Here is a 19,914-nt window from a genome sequence, read left to right on the forward strand (position 1 = left end):
AAGCAGCCTGGGGGGTTAACCCCAAGCATAGTCAAACCTTTACTTAATGGTCAGGGCTTCCAGTTTGCCGCTGTTGCCATATACATAAATCGTGTCACCCACCACCAGCGGACGGGCACGCAGACCGTCGCTGTCGATGCGCTCGCGGCCGACGAAACGACCGTCCACCTGACTCAGCAGGTGCAGGTAACCTTCCAGGTCACCGACTGCAACGTAGCTCGAGAACACTTCCGGAGCCGACAGTTGACGGCGGGCCAGCGAGTCGTTGCTCCACAAGGCTGTGGTGGAACGCTCGTCGACGCCTTCAACGGTGCCCGAAGACAGGGTCACATAAACGGTACCGAAACCCTGGGCGACACCGGCATAGCTGGAAGCATCACGCTGCCAGAGCTGACGGCCGCTTTGCAGGTCCAGAGCAGCAACGCGCCCCTGATAGCTGGCGACATACAGCGTCTCGCCCGACAGCAGCAAGCCACCGTCGATGTCGACCACGCGCTCCAGCTCCGAACGACCTTGCGGGATCGCTACGCGCTGTTCCCACACCGGTACGCCGTTGGAGATGTCCACGGCAACCACTTTACCGGTCGACAGGCCAGCCACCGCGAGGCGGTTGGTCACGATCGGCGCACTGGTGCCACGCAGGGTCAGTACCGCAGGCGTGCTGTCATAGATCCAGCGACGGTCACCGGTGGAGGCATCCAGGCCGATCAGACGATCGTCCTGGGTCTGAACCACCACGACGTCACCGTTGTTGGCTGGCGGCGCCAGTACTTCGCTGGACACGCGAGCGCGCCACTTTTCTTCACCGTTGATCGCGTCCAGGGCAACGATTTCACCCTTGATCGTACCAATGGTGACCAGACCGTAACCTACGCCAACGGCGCCGGAAACAGGCAACTCGAGTTCTTTCTTCCATTTGACGTCGCCGGTGTTGCGGTCCATCGCCATCAACACGCCAGTGACGTCGGCGGCATAGATGGTATCGCCATCGATGGCCGGAACCAGCATGTTGTAGGTTTCGCCCTGACCGTCACCGATCGAACGACTCCACTGCTTGTGCAGAACCACTTCTTCCTTGAAGTCGACCAGTTCGGCCGGAGGCAGTTCTTTTTTGCTGTTGCTGCTGCAACCCGCGGCCAAAATGGCCAGGGCCAGCAATGCTGCATGTTTCCAACGAATCACGTCACGCATCCCCTTTGGCCAGGTCGTCCAGCTTGATTTGCAGGCCACCGACCGCCGCTTCATCCGACAGTGCCGCCTTGGCTTTTTGATACGCCGCGCTCGCCTCGTCGGTACGACCCAGCTGCACCAGCAGGTCACCCTTGAGCTCTTCGCGAGTGGCCAGGAATGCCTTGTCGGCATCGCCTTCGAGCAGCTTCAGTGCTTCGTCGGCCTTGTTTTGCGCGCCGAGTACCTGGGCCAGACGCTGACGGGCGATTTCGCCCAGCGCCGGGTTGGCCGGTTTGGCGACAATGGCCTTGAGCTCGGTGACCGCGTCGTCCAGCTTGCCGCTGTCGACCGCTACCTTGGCCACGAACAGGCTGCCGTACTGCGCATAGGCGCTGCCGCCGAACTCGCTGTTGAGCTTGCCGGCCAGGTCCGAAACACGGGCCGCATCAGGCTTGCCGTCAGGCGTCAGCGTGGTTTCGAGCAATTGCTGATAGAGAATCGAGGCGCCTTGCGACTGATTGCTCTGATACTTCTGGAACGCCTGCCAGCCGAACACGATGACCAGCGCCAACAGGCCGCCAGTGACCAGGGGCTTACCGTTGCGTGACCACCATTCCTTCAATTCCATCAAATGTTCGTCTTCGGTACTCGACACCCCAATACTCCTTAATCGCTAATTCGGCTGTTTAGACAGCTTCAACCCTGCACGACGCAGGTGGCCAGGTGTGCTGCAAGCGCATCCCAGGCAATGCTTTGTTGTTCGCCCTGGCCACGCAGGGGTTTGAAACCTACCACTTGCTGGGCCATTTCGTCGTCACCGAGGATCAGCGCGTACAGCGCGCCGCTCTTGTCGGCCTTCTTGAACTGGCTTTTGAAACTGCCGGCGCCGGCATTCACTTGCAGGCGCAGGTTGGGCAACTGGTCACGAACGCGCTCTGCGAGGGTCAGACCGGCCAGTTCGGCGGCTTCACCGAAGGCGCAGAGGTAGACGTCGACCTGACGGGAGATCTCTTGCGGGATCTGCTCCAGGGTTTCGAGCAACAGCACCAGGCGTTCGATGCCCATGGCAAAGCCAACGCCGGCGGTCGGCTTGCCGCCCATCTGCTCCACCAGACCGTCGTAGCGACCACCGGCACACACGGTGCCCTGGGCGCCAAGTTTGTCGGTGACCCATTCGAAAACGGTCTTGCTGTAGTAGTCCAGCCCGCGAACCAGCTTCGGGTTGATCACATAAGGAATGCCGGCGGCGTCCAGACGAGCCTTGAGGCCCTCGAAATGCACGCGGGATTCTTCGTCGAGGTAGTCGGCCATTTTCGGCGCATCGACCAGAATCGCCTGCGTCTCGGCGTTCTTGGTGTCCAGGACCCGCAACGGGTTGGTCTTCAGGCGGCGCTGGCTGTCTTCGTCCAACTTGTCCAGATGCCGGGACAGGAACTCGACCAGTGCCTCGCGATAACGACCGCGAGACTCGCTGGTGCCCAGGCTGTTGAGCTCGAGCTTGACCGCATCGCGGATGCCCAGTTCGCCCCACAGGCGCCAGGTCAGCACGATCAACTCGGCGTCGATGTCCGGACCGTCGAGGTTGAACACTTCGACACCGATCTGGTGGAACTGGCGATAACGGCCTTTTTGCGGACGCTCGTGGCGGAACATCGGACCGATGTACCAGAGTTTCTGAACCTGGCCGCCGCCGGTGATGCCGTGCTCCAGCACCGCGCGCACACAGGCCGCCGTGCCTTCAGGGCGCAGGGTCAGGGAGTCGCCATTGCGGTCGTCGAAGGTGTACATCTCTTTTTCGACGATGTCGGTCACTTCACCGATGGAACGCTTGAACAGTTCGGTGAACTCGACGATCGGCATGCGGATCTGCTTGTAACCGTAGTTATCCAGCAGGCGCGAAACGGTGCCTTCAAAATGACGCCACAGGGGAGTCTGTTCGGGCAGGATGTCGTTCATGCCACGAATGGCTTGCAGAGACTTGCTCACTTAAATTCCTTAATTCGTTCGGCTCTTTTTAGCCAGGCTTAGCCGCGCGCAATAACGGCAGCTTCAGCTTCGACCTTTTCGGCCGCTTTCTGGCGGATCAAGCGTTCAAGCTCATCCACCAGATTGTCATTCGTCAGCTTCTGCGACGGCTTGCCGTCGATGTAAATCAGGTTCGGCGTGCCGCCGGTCAAGCCGATATGGGCTTCCTTGGCTTCGCCCGGGCCATTGACCACGCAACCGATAACCGCGACATCCAGTGGCACCAGCAGATCCTCGAGGCGCCCTTCCAGCTCGTTCATGGTCTTGACCACATCGAAGTTCTGCCGCGAGCAGCTCGGGCAGGCGATGAAGTTGATGCCACGGGAACGCAGGTGCAGGGATTTGAGAATGTCGTAGCCGACTTTCACTTCCTCGACCGGGTCGGCCGCCAACGAGATGCGAATAGTATCGCCAATCCCTTCGGCGAGCAGCATACCGAGGCCCACGGCAGATTTCACCGTGCCGGAACGCAATCCACCGGCTTCGGTGATGCCCAGGTGCAGCGGCTGGACGATTTCCTTGGCCAGCAAGCGGTAGGCTTCGACGGCCATGAACACATCGGAGGCTTTCACGCTGACCTTGAAGTCCTGGAAGTTCAGGCGCTCAAGGTGCTCGACGTGGCGCAAGGCAGACTCGACCAGCGCTGCCGGGGTCGGCTCGCCGTATTTCTTTTGCAGGTCTTTTTCCAGGGAACCGGCGTTCACACCGATACGGATCGGGATCCCGCGGTCACGGGCGGCATCCACCACCGCACGCACACGGTCTTCGCGACCGATGTTGCCCGGGTTGATCCGCAGGCAATCGACACCCAGTTCGGCTACGCGCAAAGCGATCCGGTAGTCGAAGTGAATGTCGGCAACCAAGGGTACTTTGACCAGCTGCTTGATCTTGCCGAAGGCTTCGGCGGCGTCCATGTCCGGTACGGAGACCCGCACGATATCGACGCCGGCTGCTTCCAGGCGATTGATCTGCGCGACGGTGGCCGCAACATCGTTGGTGTCGCTGTTGGTCATGCTCTGCACAGCGATAGGCGCATCGCCGCCAACAGGCACGTTACCGACCCAGATTTTGCGGGATTCGCGACGTTTGATTGGAGATTCGCCGTGCATGACTTATTGACCCAACTTCAGGCGAGCAGTCTCGCCACTGGTGAACGGAGCGACATCAACCGGCTGGCCGTTGTAGCTGACCTGAGCGCCACGGGCAAAGCCCAGACGCACGGCAAACGGTGGTTTGCCATTTATTGCCAGGCTGTCGCCTTTGCGTTTGAGACCGCTGAACAGCACCTTGCCGCTACCGTCGGTCACTTGTGTCCAGCAATCGGAAGTGAACTGCACCTGAACCTGGCCTTGACCGGCCAGCGGCGCGGCTGCCGCTGGAGCCGGAGCCACAGGGGCTACCGGTGCAGTCGCCACCGGGGCCGGGACGGCAGGAGCTGCCGGAGCCGGAGCTGCCGGGGTCACCGGCGCTGCGACAACGGGCGCGGTGGTGTGCGCGGGTGCGGCTGGCGTGGTCGGCGCTACCGGGGCGGCTGGCGCAGTCGCCTGAGCCTGCTCTGGGGCTTCAGCCGGAGCGTCGGCCTGTGGCAGCGCGAGGGCGGTTACGCCTTCGCTCTGACCTTCCACGACGGCCTGGTCTTCCGGCTCGTCCAGCGGGTGAATCTGTGTCGTACCGTCGGCGCCTTCGACTTCTACGTGCTCTGGTGCCAGACCGATCAGGTCCTTGGTGCGCATCGAGGTCTGATCCTGCCACCAGACGAAACCGCCACCGATCACCGCGACCAGCAACAGCAGGCTGACGATTCGCAAAATGGTGTGGGAAACCCGGACCGGCTCTTCAATACGGCCCAGGCTGTGAACATTGCTGCCCTGGGAGTCGGTACCGGTGGATTGATCGAATTGCTGGACCAGAACGGCCTGGTCCATGCCGAGCAACTTGGCATAGGCGCGAATGTAACCACGGGCAAAAGTATGCCCGGGCAGCTTGTCGAAGGCGCCGGCTTCCAGATTGCTCAGGGAAGTGGTGGTGAGGTTGAGCTTGAGGGCCACTTCGGCCAGCGACCAGCCATTGCTTTCGCGGGCCTGGCGCAAAGTCTCACCGGGGTTTACGCGATTCGCTGCTACAACTTCGGGATGCGCCGCTTTCATCATTGCTCCGACAGGTATTGCTGATATTCCGGCGTACCGGGATAGAGTCTTTTTAGTTGCAGGCCTGCACTTGCGGCCTTGTCGCGGTCTTCGAACACTTTTGCCAGCCGAATGCCGAGCAATAGACTACGTGCATTTTGCTCCGAGAGCTGGCTAAAACGGTCGTAATAGTCACGCGCAGGCACATAATGCCTGTCTTCGTAAGACAACTCAGCCATTTCCAGCAATGCACGTGGTTGTTGGCGGTTCAGGCGCAGGGCTTTTTCCAGTTGCTGCCGGGCCAGATCGCGCTGACCGAGCATCGCTGCGGTCATGCCCAGGTTCTCGAACACCCGCGAACGCTCAGGATACAGGGTATCGGCAGCGGCCTGTTCAAAGCGCTCGTAGGCTTCGTTGTAACGCTTCTGCTCGAACAGGAAACTGCCGTAGTTATTGAGGATTCGTGCATCGCCGGGACGGGAAGCCAGCGCCTTGCGAAAATGCTCGTCGGCAAGTTCCGGTTCCATCTCGGCCTGGAACACCAGCCCCAGCGCCGCGTTGGCATCAGGGTCGGAACCATCCAGCTCCAATGCTTTCTTCAACGGAACCTTGGCGCGCTCGGTCATGCCTTGTTGCAAATACCCGATACCGAGTTGCACATAGGCCTCACGCGCTTCATCACGGCCCTTGCTGGTCTTCATCGGGTTGTAATCACCCGAAAGCACGCAGCCAGCACACAGGCTGGCCAACAGCAACAGCAGCGCAAAGCGCAGGGACATAGAGATCCTCTCTTGGTTATTTCGCGGCGTCTTGCGCTACATCGTTGTCGGCGTTGAGTTCACGCACGGCGATATAACGTTCGCTGCGACGGGTGCGATCCAGCACCTGCCCTACCAGTTGACCACAGGCCGCATCGATGTCTTCACCACGGGTGGTGCGGACGGTGACGTTGAAACCGGCATGATGAAGCTGATCCTGGAAACGACGAATGGCGTTGTTGCTCGGGCGCTCGTAACCGGAGTGCGGGAACGGGTTGAACGGGATCAGGTTGATCTTGCACGGGATGTTCTTGAGCAGCTCGATCATCTCCACGGCGTGCTCGACCTTGTCGTTGATATCTTTGAGCAAGGTGTACTCGATGGTCAGCACGCGCTTTTCGCCGAGATTCGACATGTAGCGCTGGCACGACTCGAGGAGCATCTTAAGCGGATACTTCTTGTTGATCGGCACCAATTGGTTACGCAATGCGTCATTCGGTGCGTGCAGGGACAACGCCAGGGAGACGTCGATGTGCTTGGAGAGCTCATCGATCATCGGCACCACGCCTGAGGTCGACAGGGTCACACGGCGCTTGGAAATGCCGTAGCCCAGGTCGTCCATCATCAAATGCATGGCCGCGACGACGTTGTCGAAGTTCAGCAGCGGCTCACCCATGCCCATCATCACCACGTTGGTGATGGCACGGTCGACGGTTGCCGGGACGCTGCCAAAGGATTTGTTGGCAATCCACACCTGCCCGATGACTTCGGCGGCGGTGAGGTTGCTGTTGAAGCCTTGCTTGCCGGTGGAGCAGAAACTGCAATCCAGGGCACAGCCTGCCTGGGACGAAACGCACAAGGTGCCGCGCTTGCCCTGGGGAATGTAAACGGTCTCGACGCAGCTGCCGGACGCCACGCGCACCACCCACTTGCGGGTGCCGTCGCTGGAGATGTCCTCGCTGACCACTTCCGGACCACGGACCTCAGCAACAACCTTGAGCTTTTCGCGCAAGGCCTTGCTGACGTTCGTCATGGCATCGAAATCATCGACACCAAAGTGGTGAATCCATTTCATTACCTGACCGGCACGGAAACGCTTCTCCCCGATTGAGTCGAAGAATTTTTCCATTTCCAGCTGGGTCAGACCCAGCAGGTTAGTTTTTACAGTCGATGTAGTCATGGATTCACCTTCACTCTTAAGCCAATGCTTAGCGAGTGGTTACTTCAGTAGCTGCGAAGAAGTACGAGATTTCGCGAGCGGCAGCGGCTTCGGAGTCCGAACCGTGTACGGCGTTGGCGTCGATGGAATCAGCGAAGTCAGCGCGGATGGTGCCGGCAGCAGCTTCTTTAGGGTTGGTAGCGCCCATCAGCTCACGGTTCAGAGCGATAGCGTTTTCGCCTTCCAGAACCTGAACGACAACCGGACCGGAGATCATGAAAGCAACCAGGTCGTTGAAGAAACCACGAGCGCTGTGCTCAGCGTAGAAGCCTTCAGCTTCGGCTTTGGACAGTTGCTTCAGTTTCGAAGCTACAACGCGCAGGCCAGCTTTTTCGAAACGAGTGGTGATCTCGCCGATAACGTTTTTAGCAACGGCGTCAGGCTTGATGATGGAGAAAGTACGTTGAACAGCCATGGTGTAACTCCAGAAACGGTAATTTACGAAAAATTAAACCCGCGAATTATACGCGGGTTCTCGGGTATTGCCTAACCTGCTCGACAGACTCAGTCTGCCTCTTCGATCCAGGCGGCCTGAATGGCTTCAAGCACTTTCTCGCCGCCGCGGGTCGGATCATCGCTGAACTCCGGCAATGCCAGCACCCATTGGTGCAGATCGACGAAGTTCACGTAACGCGGGTCCACCTCAGGCTTGCTTTCAGCCAACTGGATCGCGATTTCCAGCACATCAACCCATTTCAGACTCATTTCAGATCCTTGAATCAGTGCGGTGCTTCGGCCGCATGGTTGAGCGAATACTTCGGAATCTCGACGGTCAGGTCTTCGGTACCGACCTTGGCCTGGCACCCCAGACGGGACTCGCGCTCAAGACCCCAAGCCTTATCAAGGTAGTCCTCTTCCAGCTCATCAGCCTCTTCCAGCGAGTCGAAACCCTCGCGGATGATGCAGTGGCAAGTGGTGCAGGCACAAACGCCGCCACAGGCACTTTCCATCTCGATGTGGTGCTCGTGGGCCAGTTCGAGGATGGAAATACCCGTCTCAGCTTCAACAACCATGCCTTCGGGGCAAAACTTCTCGTGTGGCAGAAAAATGACCTGCGGCATCGTTATTCCTCAATCTCATTCAGGTTGCGCCCCGCCAGCGCGGCTTTCACCGTCGAGTCCAGGCGGCGGGCAGCAAAGGCGTCGGTCACTTGCGACAGACGCTTGGTCTGCTGCTCGATGGCGTAACCATCGGTACCTTTCATCAGTTCGGTCAGTTCCTGCACCTGCAGGTCGATGACCATGCGCTCGTCGGCGTCGAGCAGTCGGTCGCCGTCGGCCTCCAGAGCAGCCTGCACCGCCTCGATCAGGCGCTGGGCATCGACCTGCTGCTCACGCAGTACGCGGGCAACCTTGTCATCGTTGGCGTGCTGGAACGAATCCTTGAGCATCTTGGCGATTTCGCCGTCGGTCAGACCGTAGGACGGCTTGACCTGGATGCTGGCTTCGACGCCCGAACCCAGTTCGCGGGCGGACACACTGAGCAAGCCATCGGCATCGACCTGGAAGGTCACGCGAATCTTCGCTGCGCCGGCCACCATCGCTGGAATGCCACGCAGCTCAAAGCGCGCCAGGGAGCGGCAGTCGCTGATCAGCTCGCGTTCGCCCTGCAATACGTGGATGGCCATGGCCGACTGGCCGTCTTTGTAAGTGGTGAAGTCCTGGGCACGAGCGACGGGGATGGTGGTGTTGCGTGGAATCACCTTCTCCATCAGGCCGCCCATGGTTTCCAGCCCCAGGGACAACGGAATCACGTCAAGTAGCAGCAGTTCATCGCCATCGCGCTTGTTGCCGGCCAGGGTATCGGCCTGGATCGCAGCACCGATGGCCACCACTTGATCCGGATCGATTTCAGTCAGCGGCTGGCGACCGAAGGCTTCGGCGACGGCTTCGCGAACGCGAGGCACGCGAGTCGAACCACCGACCATGACCACGGCATGCACGTCTTCCAGTTCGACACCGGAATCACGCACCGCGCGGCGGCAGGCCTTCAGGCTGCGAGCGACCATCGGCTCGATCAACGCATCAAAGGCTTCACGGGTCAGTTCGGCTTTCCAGGCGCCATGCGCCACTTCGACCGACGAGGCACTGGTCAGCGCTTCTTTGGCGGCACAGGCAGTCTGCAGCAGTTGACGCTGCGCGCCCGGATCAAGGTCGGCCGACAAACCGGCGCCCTCAATGATCCAGCCGGCAATCGCGTGGTCGAAGTCATCGCCACCCAGGGCGCTGTCGCCGCCGGTGGCCAACACTTCGAAGACACCGCCGGTCAGGCGCAGAATCGAAATATCGAAGGTGCCGCCGCCCAGGTCGTAAATCGCGACCAGACCTTCGGCGTGCTGGTCCAGACCGTAAGCCACGGCTGCCGCGGTCGGCTCATTGAGCAAGCGCAACACGTTCAGACCGGCCAGCTTGGCCGCGTCCTTGGTGGCTTGACGCTGAGCGTCGTCGAAATAGGCCGGAACGGTGATCACCGCGCCCACCAGCTCACCGCCCAGGGTCGCTTCGGCACGCTGACGCAGAACCTTGAGGATGTCGGCGGAGACTTCCACCGGGCTTTTCGGGCCCTGGATCGTCTCGATGAACGGCATGTGCGATTCGCCACCGACAAAGCGGTACGGCAACTGATCACCCAGCTGCTTGACGTCGGACAGACCACGACCCATCAAGCGCTTGACCGACAGCACGGTGTTCAACGGATCGGTGGCGGCGGCCAGCTTGGCGGATTCGCCAACTTCGACGCGATCGGCATGGTAGCGCACGGCAGACGGCAGGATGACCCGCCCTTCTGCGTCAGCCAGAGGCTCGGAAAGTCCACTGCGCAATGCAGCGACCAGCGAATTGGTAGTGCCCAAGTCGATCCCCACAGCCAGACGACGCTGGTGCGGTTGAGGACTTTGGCCGGGTTCGGCGATCTGCAGTAGGGCCATCGTTATCAGGACTTATCTGTATATCAGGCGTGCGACCGGAGCGGCACTGGGTTAATCGTCGAGGCGCTCTTCTAACTGGCGCACTTCGTAGGTGAGCTTGTCGAGGAACTGCATGCGCCGCATCAGGCGTTCGGCCCGTTCACGGTGCGCGGCATCGTTCCAGCAAGCTGCGAAGCTTTGGTTCAGTTCATCCTGGGCAGCCTTGAGGCGGCGCTTGAAGACGGCAACGCCATTCAGGTCGGCGCTGTCCTGCAGGTCTTCGAGCTCTTCGCGCAACTCCATCTGCTGCAGCAGGAACTCCGGATCATGCACCGTGACCTCCAGCGGCAGCTCGCCACCATTCAAGGCGAGCAGGTAACGCGCGCGCTTGGGTGGACTCTTGAGCGTCTGGTAGGCCTCGTTGAGGCTCGCGGATTGTTCCAGCGCCAACCGCTGCTCGCGCTCGGAAGCGTCAGCAAAACGGTCCGGATGAACGCCGCGCGCCAACTCACGGTAGCGCGTAGCCAGCTGATCGAGATCCAGATCGAAACTCGGTTGCAGCTCAAATAAAGCGAAATGACAAGGAGTACCCACGACAAGCCTCAGATGTTGAAGCTTTCGCCGCAGCCACATTCACCGCGTACGTTGGGGTTGTTGAACTTGAAGCCTTCGTTCAACCCTTCCTTGACGAAATCGAGCTCGGTGCCGTCCAGGTAGGCCAGGCTCTTCGGGTCGATGATCACTTTCTCGCCGTGACTCTCGAACACCTGGTCCTCTGCAACCACCTCGTCGACAAACTCCAGCACGTAGGCAAGGCCGGAACAGCCCGTGGTGCGAACACCCAGACGAATCCCTTCACCTTTGCCGCGCCCGTCGAGGGAGCGCCGCACGTGTCGAGCAGCCGCTTCTGTCATGCTGATAGCCATCGGTGACTCCTTACTCGTCGCCAAAACTCGAAAATCAGATCAAGCCTTTCTTCTGCTTGTAATCGCGAACAGCCGCCTTGATGGCGTCTTCAGCGAGTACCGAGCAGTGGATTTTCACTGGCGGCAGGGCCAGTTCTTCAGCCAGCTGGGTGTTCTTGATGGTTTCCGCTTCGTCCAGGGTCTTGCCCTTCATCCACTCGGTGGCGAGGGAGCTGGAAGCGATAGCCGAACCGCAGCCGTAAGTCTTGAACTTGGCATCTTCGATGATGCCGGCTTCGTTGACCTTGATCTGCAGGCGCATCACGTCGCCGCACGCCGGAGCGCCGACCATGCCGGTGCCGACATCAGGATCTTCCGCGTCCATCTTGCCGACGTTGCGCGGGTTTTCGTAGTGGTCGATGACCTTTTCGCTGTAAGCCATGATTCTCAATCCTCACTCATCAGGGCCGCTCTTGAGACCCTGTAGTTACGCTGCATGTACCGCCGCGCTGCTACAGGACCCGTATCCGGCGGCTTCTTTGTTTAGTGTGCCGCCCACTCGATCTTCGAGATATCGACGCCGTCTTTGTACATGTCCCACAGCGGCGACAGAGCGCGCAGCTTGGTAACGGCCTCGCAGACTTTCTGCGCGGCGTAATCGATTTCTTCTTCGGTGGTGAAACGGCCGAAGGTGAAGCGGATCGAGCTGTGTGCCAGTTCGTCGTTGCGGCCCAGGGCGCGCAGTACGTACGAAGGCTCAAGGGACGCCGAGGTGCAGGCCGAACCGGACGAAACCGCCAGGTCCTTGAGCGCCATGATCAGCGACTCGCCTTCAACGTAGTTGAAGCTCAGGTTCAGGTTGTGCGGAACGCGGGCGGTCATGCTGCCGTTGACGTACAGCTCTTCCAGGTGCTCGACCTGCTTGTAGAAACGGTCGCTCAACGCCTTGATGCGCGCGTTCTCGGCAGCCATGTCTTCCTTGGCTACGCGGAAAGCTTCACCCATGCCGACGATCTGGTGGGTCGCCAGGGTGCCGGAACGCATGCCGCGCTCGTGACCGCCACCGTGCATGGTCGCTTCGATACGCACGCGCGGCTTGCGGCTTACGTACAGGGCGCCGATGCCTTTAGGACCGTAGGTCTTGTGGGCGGAGAACGACATCATGTCGACTTTCAGCTTCTGCAGGTCGATCTCGACCTTGCCGGTGGACTGAGCGGCGTCGACGTGGAACAGGATGCCCTTGGAACGGAGCAGTTCGCCGATCGCCGCGATGTCGTTGACGGTGCCGATTTCGTTGTTCACGTGCATGACCGAAACCAGGATGGTGTCGTCGCGCAGTTCGGCTTCGATCATCTCCGGGGTCACCAGGCCATCGGTACGAGGCTCGATGTAGGTCACTTCGAAGCCTTCACGCTCCAGTTGGCGCATGGTGTCCAGGACAGCCTTGTGCTCAATCTTGGTGGTGATCAGGTGCTTGCCTTTGGTGGCATAGAAATGTGCCGCACCCTTGATTGCCAGGTTGTCGGATTCGGTGGCACCGGAAGTCCAGACGATTTCACGCGGGTCGGCGTTGACCAGGTCAGCGACCTGACGACGAGCGTTTTCAACGGACTCTTCAGCTTTCCAGCCGAACACGTGGGAACGGGACGCCGGGTTACCGAAGTTTCCGTCGACCAGCAGGCATTCACTCATTTTTTGCGCAACACGCGGATCAACCGGGGTGGTCGCAGAGTAATCAAGGTAAATCGGCAATTTCATGGACTATCTCCTAAATCAGGCTGGCTGGCGTGCCGCTAGCTCTTTGGCTGTCATTCGACGGCGGACGCTTCAATCTTGTCCAGGCGTGGCGCCTTGCTGTTGCAACGGCGCTGGTCCTGACGCTGGGCTACTTCTTGCACCTCACGGCGAGTCACAAGGTCAGCCAAGCTGATACCGCTCAGAAATTCGTGAATTTGCAGGCTCAGATCGCACCACAAGTGGTGGGTCAGACAGGTGTCGCCTTGATGGCAATCACCCTGGCCCTGGCATTTGGTTGCATCGACCGATTCGTTCACCGCATCGATCACCTGGGCGACCTGGATGCCCTGCATGTCGCGGGACAATTGGTAGCCACCACCCGGACCGCGCACGCTGGACACCAGATTGCTGCGGCGCAGCTTGGCGAAAAGCTGTTCGAGGTAGGACAGGGAGATGCCTTGGCGCTCGGAGATATCGGCCAGGGACACCGGCCCGTGCTGCGCGTGCAACGCCAGGTCAAGCATGGCGGTCACGGCGTATCGGCCTTTTGTAGTCAGTCGCATGGACAATTACCACGGAGTTCGGAATGAGGCGAGTATGCAATTCCCGAGTATTTAAGTCAACTATAAGACCTAGTACTTTAGTCAGGTTTACCCGCAAAAGAGCGGCAGCATCATAGCAAAGGCCGGCCATATACAGCCAGCAGTACCGCGTTATCGTTCATCGCGAGCAAGCTCGCTCCCACACTGGACCGCGTCAGCCTGTACAACTTGATCACCTGTGGGAGCGAGCTTGCTCGCGATGAGTTCGACTCGGTTTAGCTGGCCTGACTCTGATCCTTGTCCTTCACACAGGCGAAATCTTCTTCGCGCAGCTCAGGCAGATCTTTCGCACAGTAATTGCTGCCCAGGTCCTTCAACGCCCCGCACATCCCCTCCAGACGACCATCGACCGCCTGCAGGTGATCGAGCAGCTGACCAATGGCACGCGCCACCGGGTCAGGCATGTCTTCGCTGAGGCCGTAGGCATCAAAACCGATCTTCTCGGCCATGGCCTTGCGCTTGGCGTCCTGCTCGACATCGGACTTGACGATGATCCGCCCCGGAATACCCACCACCGTGGCACCCGGCGGCACTTCCTTGGTCACGACAGCGTTGGAACCCACCTTGGCACCGGCACCGACAGTGAACGGGCCGAGCACCTTCGCGCCCGCCCCGACCACGACGCCATCACCCAAGGTCGGGTGACGCTTGCCCTTGTTCCAGCTGGTGCCGCCCAGGGTCACACCCTGATAAATAGTGACGTCATCGCCGATCTCGGCGGTTTCACCGATGACGATGCCCATGCCATGGTCAATGAAGAAACGACGACCGACCTTGGCCCCCGGATGGATCTCGATCCCGGTCAGCCAGCGGCCGAAGTTCGACACCAGCCGCGCCAGCCATTTCAGGTCCGCGCGCCACAGCATCGCCGACAAACGGTGGATCCAGATGGCATGCATGCCCGGATAGCAAGTCAGGACTTCAAAAGCGTTACGCGCCGCCGGGTCTCGGTGGAATACGCTCTGGATATCTTCACGCAAACGCTCGAACATCATTAATCCTTCCGCTTAAGGAGCTCACCACGGGCCGCTTTTTGGGTTTCCGTGAGGATGCCACGCAAAATATTCATTTCCGCCCGGCTGACCGAGCTGCGTCCGTACAACCGGCGCAGGCGCGCCATCAAGTGCCGTGGCTTTTCCGGATCGAGGAATTCGATGGCCACCAGGGTCTGCTCCAGGTGCTCATAGAATCGCTCCAGCTCGTCCATGGTCGCCAGCTCAGCGCTTTTGACCGAGGCCACTTCTTCCTTCTCGACCTTGCTCGGCTGACCTTGGGCCGCCAGCCAGGACATGCGCACTTCATAACCCAACACCTGCACCGCCGCCCCAAGGTTCAGCGAACTGAACTCAGGGTCTGATGGAATGTGCACGTGATAATGACATCGCTGCAGCTCTTCGTTGGTCAGGCCGGAATCTTCACGACCGAACACCAGAGCGATTTCCGCACCCTGCCCCGCTTCCTCGACCACCTTCGTTCCGCATTCGCGGGGGTCGAGCAGCGGCCAGGGAATGCGCCGGTCGCGAGCACTGGTACCAAGCACCAGGTTGCAACCGACCAAGGCATCTTCCAAGGTGGCGACGACTTGCGCGTTTTCAAGGATGTCCCCGGCACCGGAGGCACGGGCATCGGCCTCGTGATGCGGGAACACACGAGGCTCGACCAGCACCAGCCGCGACAGCCCCATGTTCTTCATGGCACGCGCAGCCCCGCCGATATTGCCCGGATGGCTGGTATTGACCAGGACGACACGAATGTTTTGCAGCAAGGGAGGCGCTCTCGAACACAATAATCGGGAGCCGAATCTTACAGCTGAACCTACCGTTAAGCCATGAAAGCGAACGTCGTCCTTCTCCTGTAGAAACTTTCTGATAGAATGCCCGGCTTTCTTTAACAACCTTAGGTGACACATCCATGCAGCCCATGCTGAATATCGCGCTGCGCGCCGCCCGCAGCGCCAGTGAATTGATCTTCCGCTCCATCGAGCGCCTGGATACCATCAAGGTCGACGAAAAAGACGCCAAGGATTACGTATCCGAGGTGGATCGCGCCGCCGAACAGAAAATCATCGACGCCCTGCGCAAGGCATACCCGAATCACTCGATCCTGGGTGAAGAGACCGGCATGCACGCCGGCACCGGCATCGAAGGCGAAGAGTACCTGTGGATCATCGATCCGCTGGACGGCACCACCAACTTCCTGCGCGGCATTCCTCACTTCGCTGTCAGCATCGCCTGCAAATACCGCGGTCGTCTTGAGCACGCTGTTGTTCTGGACCCGGTTCGCCAGGAAGAATTCACCGCCAGCCGTGGTCGCGGCGCTCAACTGAACGGTCGTCGCCTGCGCGTCAGCGGTCGCACCAGCCTCGACGGCGCCCTGCTGGGTACCGGCTTCCCGTTCCGTGACGACCAGATGGACAACCTCGACAACTACCTGGGCATGTTCCGCGCCCTGGTTGGCCAGACTGCCGGCATCCGCCGCGCCGGCTCTGCAAGCCTGGACCTGGCCTACGTGGCCGCCGGCCGTTTCGACGCCTTCTGGGAATCGGGCCTGTCCGAGTGGGACATGGCGGCAGGCGCCCTGCTGATCCAGGAAGCTGGCGGCCTGGTGAGCGACTTCACCGGCGGTCACGACTTCCTTGAAAAAGGCCACGTCGTTGCCGGCAACACCAAATGCTTCAAGGCAGTCCTGACGGCCATCCAGCCGCACCTGCCAGCCTCGCTGAAGCGCTAAGCTTCCAGCGACAGAAAAAGCACCCTTCGGGGTGCTTTTTTTATGCCTGGAATTTGCCCCCCCCCTCAAACACCGCAAATCCAAATGTGGGAGCGGGCTTGCTCGCGAAGAGGCCGTGTCAGTCAATTGAGATGGCGACTGACACACCGCCTTCGCGAGCAAGCCCGCTCCCACAAGGGATTGGGGTGGTGCATAAATCGCGGGCACAAAAAAGCACCCCGCAGGGTGCTTCTTTTTTAATCCAGCGTCAGCAGATCAGTGAGCCGTCTGATTATCCGACAAGATCAACTTGCCCTCTTTATCCACAGGGATCTGGTTCCCCGGATCACGATCCATGCGCACCTTGCCTTCCTTGCCGTCCAGCGAATAACGCACGTCGTAACCTACAACCTTGTCACTGATGTCGTTAACCGTGTTACAGCGAGTCTGGGTGGTGGTGTAGGTGTCACGCTCCTGCATGCCTTCCTGCACCTTGTTACCGGCGTAACCGCCACCGACAGCACCTGCGACCGTGGCGATCTTCTTACCGCTGCCGCCACCGATCTGGTTACCCAGCAAACCACCTGCCAATGCACCGACCACCGTACCGGCGATCTGATGTTGATCTTTCACCGGCGCCTGCCGGGTGACCGCTACATCCTTGCACACTTCACGTGGAGTCTTGATTTGTGTCTTGACCGGCTCAACGGCGAGTACTTGTGCGAACTCCGGGCCGCTTTTAACCAGGCTGTAGGTGGCCACAGCACCCCCGGCAGTCACACCGACAGCACCCAGTACAGCACCAACCAGCATCGACTTGTTCACATGAACCTCCTGGACCATCACATGCGGGATAAACCCGCGCTTCTCCCTGCCTTGGAGCACAAAAAAAGGCGCGAGTTCAACTCGCGCCTTTTTCGGACTACATCGCTGAAAGAAGCTTCCTTCAAGGACGGTCGTCGACTTCCTTCTCGGTATTGGCCGGAGGAATCAGGTCTTCCGTGCTCAGGTTCAGCCAGATCAGCACCACGTTCGCGATGTAGATCGACGAGTAAGTACCCGCCAGAACACCGATGAACAGGGCGATGGAGAAGCCGAACAGGTTGTCGCCACCGAAGAACAGCAGGGCCGCGATCGCCAGCAAGGTGGAAATCGAAGTCGCCATGGTCCGCAGCAGGGTTTGCGTGGTCGAGATGTTGATGTTCTCGATCAGGCTGGCCTTGCGCAGTACCCGGAAGTTCTCACGAACCCGGTCGAATACCACGATGGTGTCGTTGAGCGAGTAACCGATGATCGCCAGCACCGCCGCCAGTACCGTCAGGTCGAAGGTGATCTGGAAGAACGACAGGATACCGATGGTCACGATCACGTCGTGGATCAGGGACACGATCGCACCGACCGCAAACTTCCACTGAAAGCGGAACGCCAGGTAGATCAGGATGCCGCCCAGCGCCATCAGCATGCCGAGGCCGCCCTGGTCGCGCAGCTCTTCACCCACCTGCGGGCCGACGAACTCGACGCGCTTGACCGTCGCCGGGTTCTCGCCGCCCACCTTCTGCAAGGCTTCGGCCACCTGGTGACCCAGTTGCGGGTCTTCGCCAGGCATGCGCACCAGCAGGTCGGTGGTTGCACCGAAGTTCTGCACGATGGCTTCGTGATAACCCGCGGTCACCAGCTGCTCACGCACCTGGGTGACGTCGGCCGGACGCTCGTAGGTCAGCTCGATGAGCGTGCCGCCGGTGAAGTCCAGGCCCCAGTTCATGCCCTTGGTGGCGACGCTGAACAAGGCCAGCACCGTAAGGAACAATGTGACGCCGAACGCAAAGTTGCGAACGCCCATGAAGTTGATTGTACGTAACATGGCAGCCCCTTAAATCCACAACTTCTTGAAGTCACGACCGCCGAAGATCAGGTTGACCATCGCGCGGGTCACCATGATGGCCGTGAACATCGAGGTAAAGATCCCGAGGGACATGGTCACTGCGAAGCCCTTGACCGGGCCGGTGCCCATGGCAAAGAGGATGCCGCCGACCAACAGTGTTGTCAGGTTGGCGTCGAGAATCGCGGTGAATGCCCGGCCGAAGCCTTCGTTGATTGCGCGCTGCACGGTCATGCCGGCGGCGATCTCTTCACGGATCCGCGAGAAGATCAGCACGTTGGCGTCGACCGCCATACCCATGGTCAACACGATACCGGCGATACCCGGCAGGGTCAGCGTTGCACCCAGCAGAGACATCAAGGCCAGCAGCATCACCATGTTCACCGTCAGCGCGACAGTGGCGATGATGCCGAAGAAGCGGTAGATGGCGATGATGAACAGCGAGACGAACAGCATGCCCCACAGCGATGCATCGATACCCTTGGTGATGTTGTCGGCACCCAGGCTTGGACCGATGGTGCGTTCTTCAGCGAAGTACATCGGAGCGGCCAGACCACCGGCACGCAGCAGCAGCGCCAGTTCGGACGACTCGCCCTGGCCGTTCAGGCCAGTGATGCGGAACTGAGCACCCAGCGGCGACTGAATGGTCGCCAGGCTGATGATCTTCTTCTCTTCCTTGAAGGTCTGAACCGGCACGTCTTTCTCGACGCCGTTGACCACCTGCTTGGTGTAAGTGGTAACCGGACGCTGCTCGATGAAGATCACCGCCATGCTGCGACCGACGTTCGAACGGGTCGCACGGCTCATCAGCTCGCCGCCGTGGCCATCCAGACGGATATTCACTTCTGGCCTGCCGTGCTCGTCGAAGCCAGCCTTGGCGTCGGTTACCTGGTCACCGGTGATGATCAGGCCACGCTCGATCAGCGCAGGAGGACGGTTGCCCTCACGGAACTCGAAGGATTCGGAAGTGGCTTTCGAAGCACCCGGCTCAGCCGCCAGACGGAACTCGAGGTTGGCCGTCTTGCCGAGGATACGCTTGGCTTCGGCAGTGTCCTGCACGCCCGGCAGCTCAACCACGATGCGGTTGGCGCCCTGACGCTGGACGATCGGTTCGGCAACACCCAGCTCGTTGACGCGGTTACGTACCGTGGTCAAGTTCTGCTTGATGGAGTATTCACGGATTTCCGCCAGCTTGGCCGGGGTCATCGCCAGACGCAGCACCGGTTGACCATTGAGGTCGGCCGGAACAATGTCGAAATCGTTGAAGTTCTTGCGGATCAGCGTACGGGCCTGTTCGCGGGCTGCTTCATCAGTGAAGCCCAGCTGAATGGCACCGCCCAGTTGCGGCAGACTGCGATAGCGCAGCTTCTCTTTACGCAGCAGGCTCTTGACGTCGCCTTCGTAGACTTTCAGGCGCGCGTCGAGGGCTTTGTCCATGTCCACTTCCAGCAGGAAGTGCACACCACCGGACAAGTCCAGACCCAGCTTCATCGGGTGCGCAGCGAGGTTGCGCAGCCATTGCGGGGTGGTTTGTGCCAGGTTCAGCGCGACGACGTAGTCATCACCCAATGCCTTGCGCACGACGTCCTTGGCCGGCAGCTGGTCTTCAGCCTTGGTCAGGCGAATCAGACCGCCCTTGCCGCCCTCTGCCAGCGTGGCAGCCTTGACGTTGATCCCGGATTCCTTGAGCGCAGCGCTCACGCGATCCAGATCAGCCTGATTGACTTGCAGTGCAGTGCTTGCACCGCTGACCTGAATGGCCGGGTCATCAGGATAAAGATTGGGAGCGGAATAAATCAGACCGACCGCCAGCACCGCCAGGATCAGAATGTATTTCCACAGAGGATATTTGTTCAGCATCACGCCGCCCGTTTATGAC

General features: G+C 60.0%; 22 protein-coding genes. 1 reads left to right on the forward strand and 21 read right to left on the reverse strand.

Annotation, left to right across the window (positions count from 1 at the left end):
• Positions 1-39: 39 nt before the first annotated feature.
• The 18 genes from bamB to trmJ form a co-directional block, all read right to left on the reverse strand.
• Positions 40-1,191 carry an outer membrane protein assembly factor BamB gene (bamB, locus tag KGA98_RS03145; protein ID WP_223501120.1) on the reverse strand — a complete coding sequence of 384 codons (1,152 nt, stop codon included), beginning with the start codon at positions 1,189-1,191 and terminating at the stop codon, positions 40-42.
• The gene (locus KGA98_RS03150) at positions 1,184-1,825 is read right to left on the reverse strand and encodes a tetratricopeptide repeat protein (protein ID WP_057716297.1); all 642 of its coding nucleotides are present in this window, start codon (positions 1,823-1,825) and stop codon (positions 1,184-1,186) included. Before KGA98_RS03150 ends, bamB begins: the two co-directional genes overlap by 8 nt.
• A gap of 41 nt (positions 1,826-1,866) precedes the next feature.
• Positions 1,867-3,156 (reverse strand): histidine--tRNA ligase, encoded by a 1,290-nt coding sequence (gene hisS, locus KGA98_RS03155; RefSeq protein ID WP_008053247.1) that lies wholly within the window; start codon positions 3,154-3,156, stop codon positions 1,867-1,869.
• A gap of 38 nt (positions 3,157-3,194) precedes the next feature.
• Positions 3,195-4,304, reverse strand: a complete 1,110-nt coding sequence (gene ispG, locus KGA98_RS03160) for a flavodoxin-dependent (E)-4-hydroxy-3-methylbut-2-enyl-diphosphate synthase (RefSeq protein WP_008057743.1) — start codon at positions 4,302-4,304, stop codon at positions 3,195-3,197.
• A gap of 3 nt (positions 4,305-4,307) precedes the next feature.
• Positions 4,308-5,342: a helix-turn-helix domain-containing protein gene (locus tag KGA98_RS03165; protein ID WP_223501122.1), complete on the reverse strand. Its 1,035-nt coding sequence runs from the start codon at positions 5,340-5,342 to the stop codon at positions 4,308-4,310.
• Entirely contained in the window at positions 5,342-6,100 is a 759-nt protein-coding gene (pilW, locus tag KGA98_RS03170; RefSeq protein ID WP_154947367.1) for a type IV pilus biogenesis/stability protein PilW, read from the reverse strand. The genes KGA98_RS03165 and pilW overlap by 1 nt, the downstream gene beginning before the upstream one ends.
• A gap of 16 nt (positions 6,101-6,116) precedes the next feature.
• Complete coding sequence (gene rlmN, locus KGA98_RS03175) at positions 6,117-7,259, reverse strand: 23S rRNA (adenine(2503)-C(2))-methyltransferase RlmN (protein WP_046040918.1); 1,143 nt, start codon at positions 7,257-7,259, stop codon at positions 6,117-6,119.
• A 28-nt stretch (positions 7,260-7,287) separates the two neighbouring features.
• A complete protein-coding gene (gene ndk / locus KGA98_RS03180) occupies positions 7,288-7,713 on the reverse strand; it encodes a nucleoside-diphosphate kinase (protein ID WP_007903599.1) in 426 nt (141 codons plus the stop codon).
• Between the two features lie 89 nt (positions 7,714-7,802).
• Positions 7,803-8,003, reverse strand: coding sequence for a Fe-S cluster assembly protein IscX (gene iscX / locus KGA98_RS03185; protein WP_008070969.1), 201 nt, complete (start codon positions 8,001-8,003; stop codon positions 7,803-7,805).
• 14 nt (positions 8,004-8,017) lie between these two features.
• Positions 8,018-8,359, reverse strand: coding sequence for an ISC system 2Fe-2S type ferredoxin (gene fdx, locus KGA98_RS03190; protein ID WP_007998670.1), 342 nt, complete (start codon positions 8,357-8,359; stop codon positions 8,018-8,020).
• Positions 8,360-8,361: 2 nt separating this feature from the next.
• Positions 8,362-10,224 carry a Fe-S protein assembly chaperone HscA gene (gene hscA / locus KGA98_RS03195; protein WP_057716301.1) on the reverse strand — a complete coding sequence of 621 codons (1,863 nt, stop codon included), beginning with the start codon at positions 10,222-10,224 and terminating at the stop codon, positions 8,362-8,364.
• A gap of 51 nt (positions 10,225-10,275) precedes the next feature.
• Entirely contained in the window at positions 10,276-10,797 is a 522-nt protein-coding gene (hscB, locus tag KGA98_RS03200; protein WP_057716302.1) for a co-chaperone HscB, read from the reverse strand.
• Positions 10,798-10,805: 8 nt separating this feature from the next.
• Positions 10,806-11,129 carry an iron-sulfur cluster assembly protein IscA gene (gene iscA, locus KGA98_RS03205; protein WP_003227904.1) on the reverse strand — a complete coding sequence of 108 codons (324 nt, stop codon included), beginning with the start codon at positions 11,127-11,129 and terminating at the stop codon, positions 10,806-10,808.
• 34 nt (positions 11,130-11,163) lie between these two features.
• Positions 11,164-11,550, reverse strand: coding sequence for a Fe-S cluster assembly scaffold IscU (gene iscU, locus KGA98_RS03210; protein WP_028620148.1), 387 nt, complete (start codon positions 11,548-11,550; stop codon positions 11,164-11,166).
• Positions 11,551-11,651: 101 nt separating this feature from the next.
• On the reverse strand, positions 11,652-12,866 hold the full coding sequence (locus KGA98_RS03215; protein ID WP_057716303.1) for an IscS subfamily cysteine desulfurase: 1,215 nt from the start codon (positions 12,864-12,866) through the stop codon (positions 11,652-11,654).
• Positions 12,867-12,916: 50 nt separating this feature from the next.
• Positions 12,917-13,408, reverse strand: a complete 492-nt coding sequence (iscR, locus tag KGA98_RS03220; RefSeq protein ID WP_007903581.1) for a Fe-S cluster assembly transcriptional regulator IscR — start codon at positions 13,406-13,408, stop codon at positions 12,917-12,919.
• Positions 13,409-13,662: 254 nt separating this feature from the next.
• Complete coding sequence (cysE, locus tag KGA98_RS03225) at positions 13,663-14,439, reverse strand: serine O-acetyltransferase (RefSeq protein ID WP_102670196.1); 777 nt, start codon at positions 14,437-14,439, stop codon at positions 13,663-13,665.
• Positions 14,440-14,441: 2 nt separating this feature from the next.
• Complete coding sequence (trmJ, locus tag KGA98_RS03230) at positions 14,442-15,212, reverse strand: tRNA (cytosine(32)/uridine(32)-2'-O)-methyltransferase TrmJ (RefSeq protein WP_008053257.1); 771 nt, start codon at positions 15,210-15,212, stop codon at positions 14,442-14,444.
• Between the two features lie 146 nt (positions 15,213-15,358).
• Here trmJ and suhB point away from each other — a divergent pair, with 146 nt between their 5' ends.
• Positions 15,359-16,177 carry an inositol-phosphate phosphatase gene (suhB, locus tag KGA98_RS03235; protein ID WP_008053258.1) on the forward strand — a complete coding sequence of 273 codons (819 nt, stop codon included), beginning with the start codon at positions 15,359-15,361 and terminating at the stop codon, positions 16,175-16,177.
• Between the two features lie 255 nt (positions 16,178-16,432).
• Here suhB and KGA98_RS03240 read toward each other — a convergent pair whose 3' ends face one another.
• The 3 genes from KGA98_RS03240 to secD form a co-directional block, all read right to left on the reverse strand.
• Entirely contained in the window at positions 16,433-16,981 is a 549-nt protein-coding gene (locus tag KGA98_RS03240; RefSeq protein ID WP_223501124.1) for a glycine zipper 2TM domain-containing protein, read from the reverse strand.
• A gap of 121 nt (positions 16,982-17,102) precedes the next feature.
• On the reverse strand, positions 17,103-18,017 hold the full coding sequence (gene secF / locus KGA98_RS03245) for a protein translocase subunit SecF (RefSeq protein ID WP_154861686.1): 915 nt from the start codon (positions 18,015-18,017) through the stop codon (positions 17,103-17,105).
• A 9-nt stretch (positions 18,018-18,026) separates the two neighbouring features.
• Complete coding sequence (gene secD / locus KGA98_RS03250; protein ID WP_057716306.1) at positions 18,027-19,895, reverse strand: protein translocase subunit SecD; 1,869 nt, start codon at positions 19,893-19,895, stop codon at positions 18,027-18,029.
• Positions 19,896-19,914: the final 19 nt, after the last annotated feature.

This window comes from Pseudomonas sp. BF-R-24, assembly GCF_019947335.1.
In the GTDB taxonomy this organism is placed as follows: Bacteria; Pseudomonadota; Gammaproteobacteria; order Pseudomonadales; family Pseudomonadaceae; genus Aquipseudomonas; species Aquipseudomonas jessenii.

Coding starts and splice junctions, on each gene's coding strand:
- iscU (WP_028620148.1), bottom strand. CDS start 11,550: ATGGCTTACAGCGAAAAGGTCATCGACCACTACGAAAACCCGCGCAAC.
- KGA98_RS03165 (WP_223501122.1), bottom strand. CDS start 5,342: ATGAAAGCGGCGCATCCCGAAGTTGTAGCAGCGAATCGCGTAAACCCC.
- iscA (WP_003227904.1), bottom strand. CDS start 11,129: ATGGCTATCAGCATGACAGAAGCGGCTGCTCGACACGTGCGGCGCTCC.
- iscX (WP_008070969.1), bottom strand. CDS start 8,003: ATGAGTCTGAAATGGGTTGATGTGCTGGAAATCGCGATCCAGTTGGCT.
- rlmN (WP_046040918.1), bottom strand. CDS start 7,259: ATGACTACATCGACTGTAAAAACTAACCTGCTGGGTCTGACCCAGCTG.
- suhB (WP_008053258.1), top strand. CDS start 15,359: ATGCAGCCCATGCTGAATATCGCGCTGCGCGCCGCCCGCAGCGCCAGT.
- bamB (WP_223501120.1), bottom strand. CDS start 1,191: ATGCGTGACGTGATTCGTTGGAAACATGCAGCATTGCTGGCCCTGGCC.
- fdx (WP_007998670.1), bottom strand. CDS start 8,359: ATGCCGCAGGTCATTTTTCTGCCACACGAGAAGTTTTGCCCCGAAGGC.
- ndk (WP_007903599.1), bottom strand. CDS start 7,713: ATGGCTGTTCAACGTACTTTCTCCATCATCAAGCCTGACGCCGTTGCT.
- hscA (WP_057716301.1), bottom strand. CDS start 10,224: ATGGCCCTACTGCAGATCGCCGAACCCGGCCAAAGTCCTCAACCGCAC.
- ispG (WP_008057743.1), bottom strand. CDS start 4,304: ATGCACGGCGAATCTCCAATCAAACGTCGCGAATCCCGCAAAATCTGG.
- secF (WP_154861686.1), bottom strand. CDS start 18,017: ATGTTACGTACAATCAACTTCATGGGCGTTCGCAACTTTGCGTTCGGC.
- cysE (WP_102670196.1), bottom strand. CDS start 14,439: ATGTTCGAGCGTTTGCGTGAAGATATCCAGAGCGTATTCCACCGAGAC.
- secD (WP_057716306.1), bottom strand. CDS start 19,895: ATGCTGAACAAATATCCTCTGTGGAAATACATTCTGATCCTGGCGGTG.
- pilW (WP_154947367.1), bottom strand. CDS start 6,100: ATGTCCCTGCGCTTTGCGCTGCTGTTGCTGTTGGCCAGCCTGTGTGCT.
- KGA98_RS03215 (WP_057716303.1), bottom strand. CDS start 12,866: ATGAAATTGCCGATTTACCTTGATTACTCTGCGACCACCCCGGTTGAT.
- iscR (WP_007903581.1), bottom strand. CDS start 13,408: ATGCGACTGACTACAAAAGGCCGATACGCCGTGACCGCCATGCTTGAC.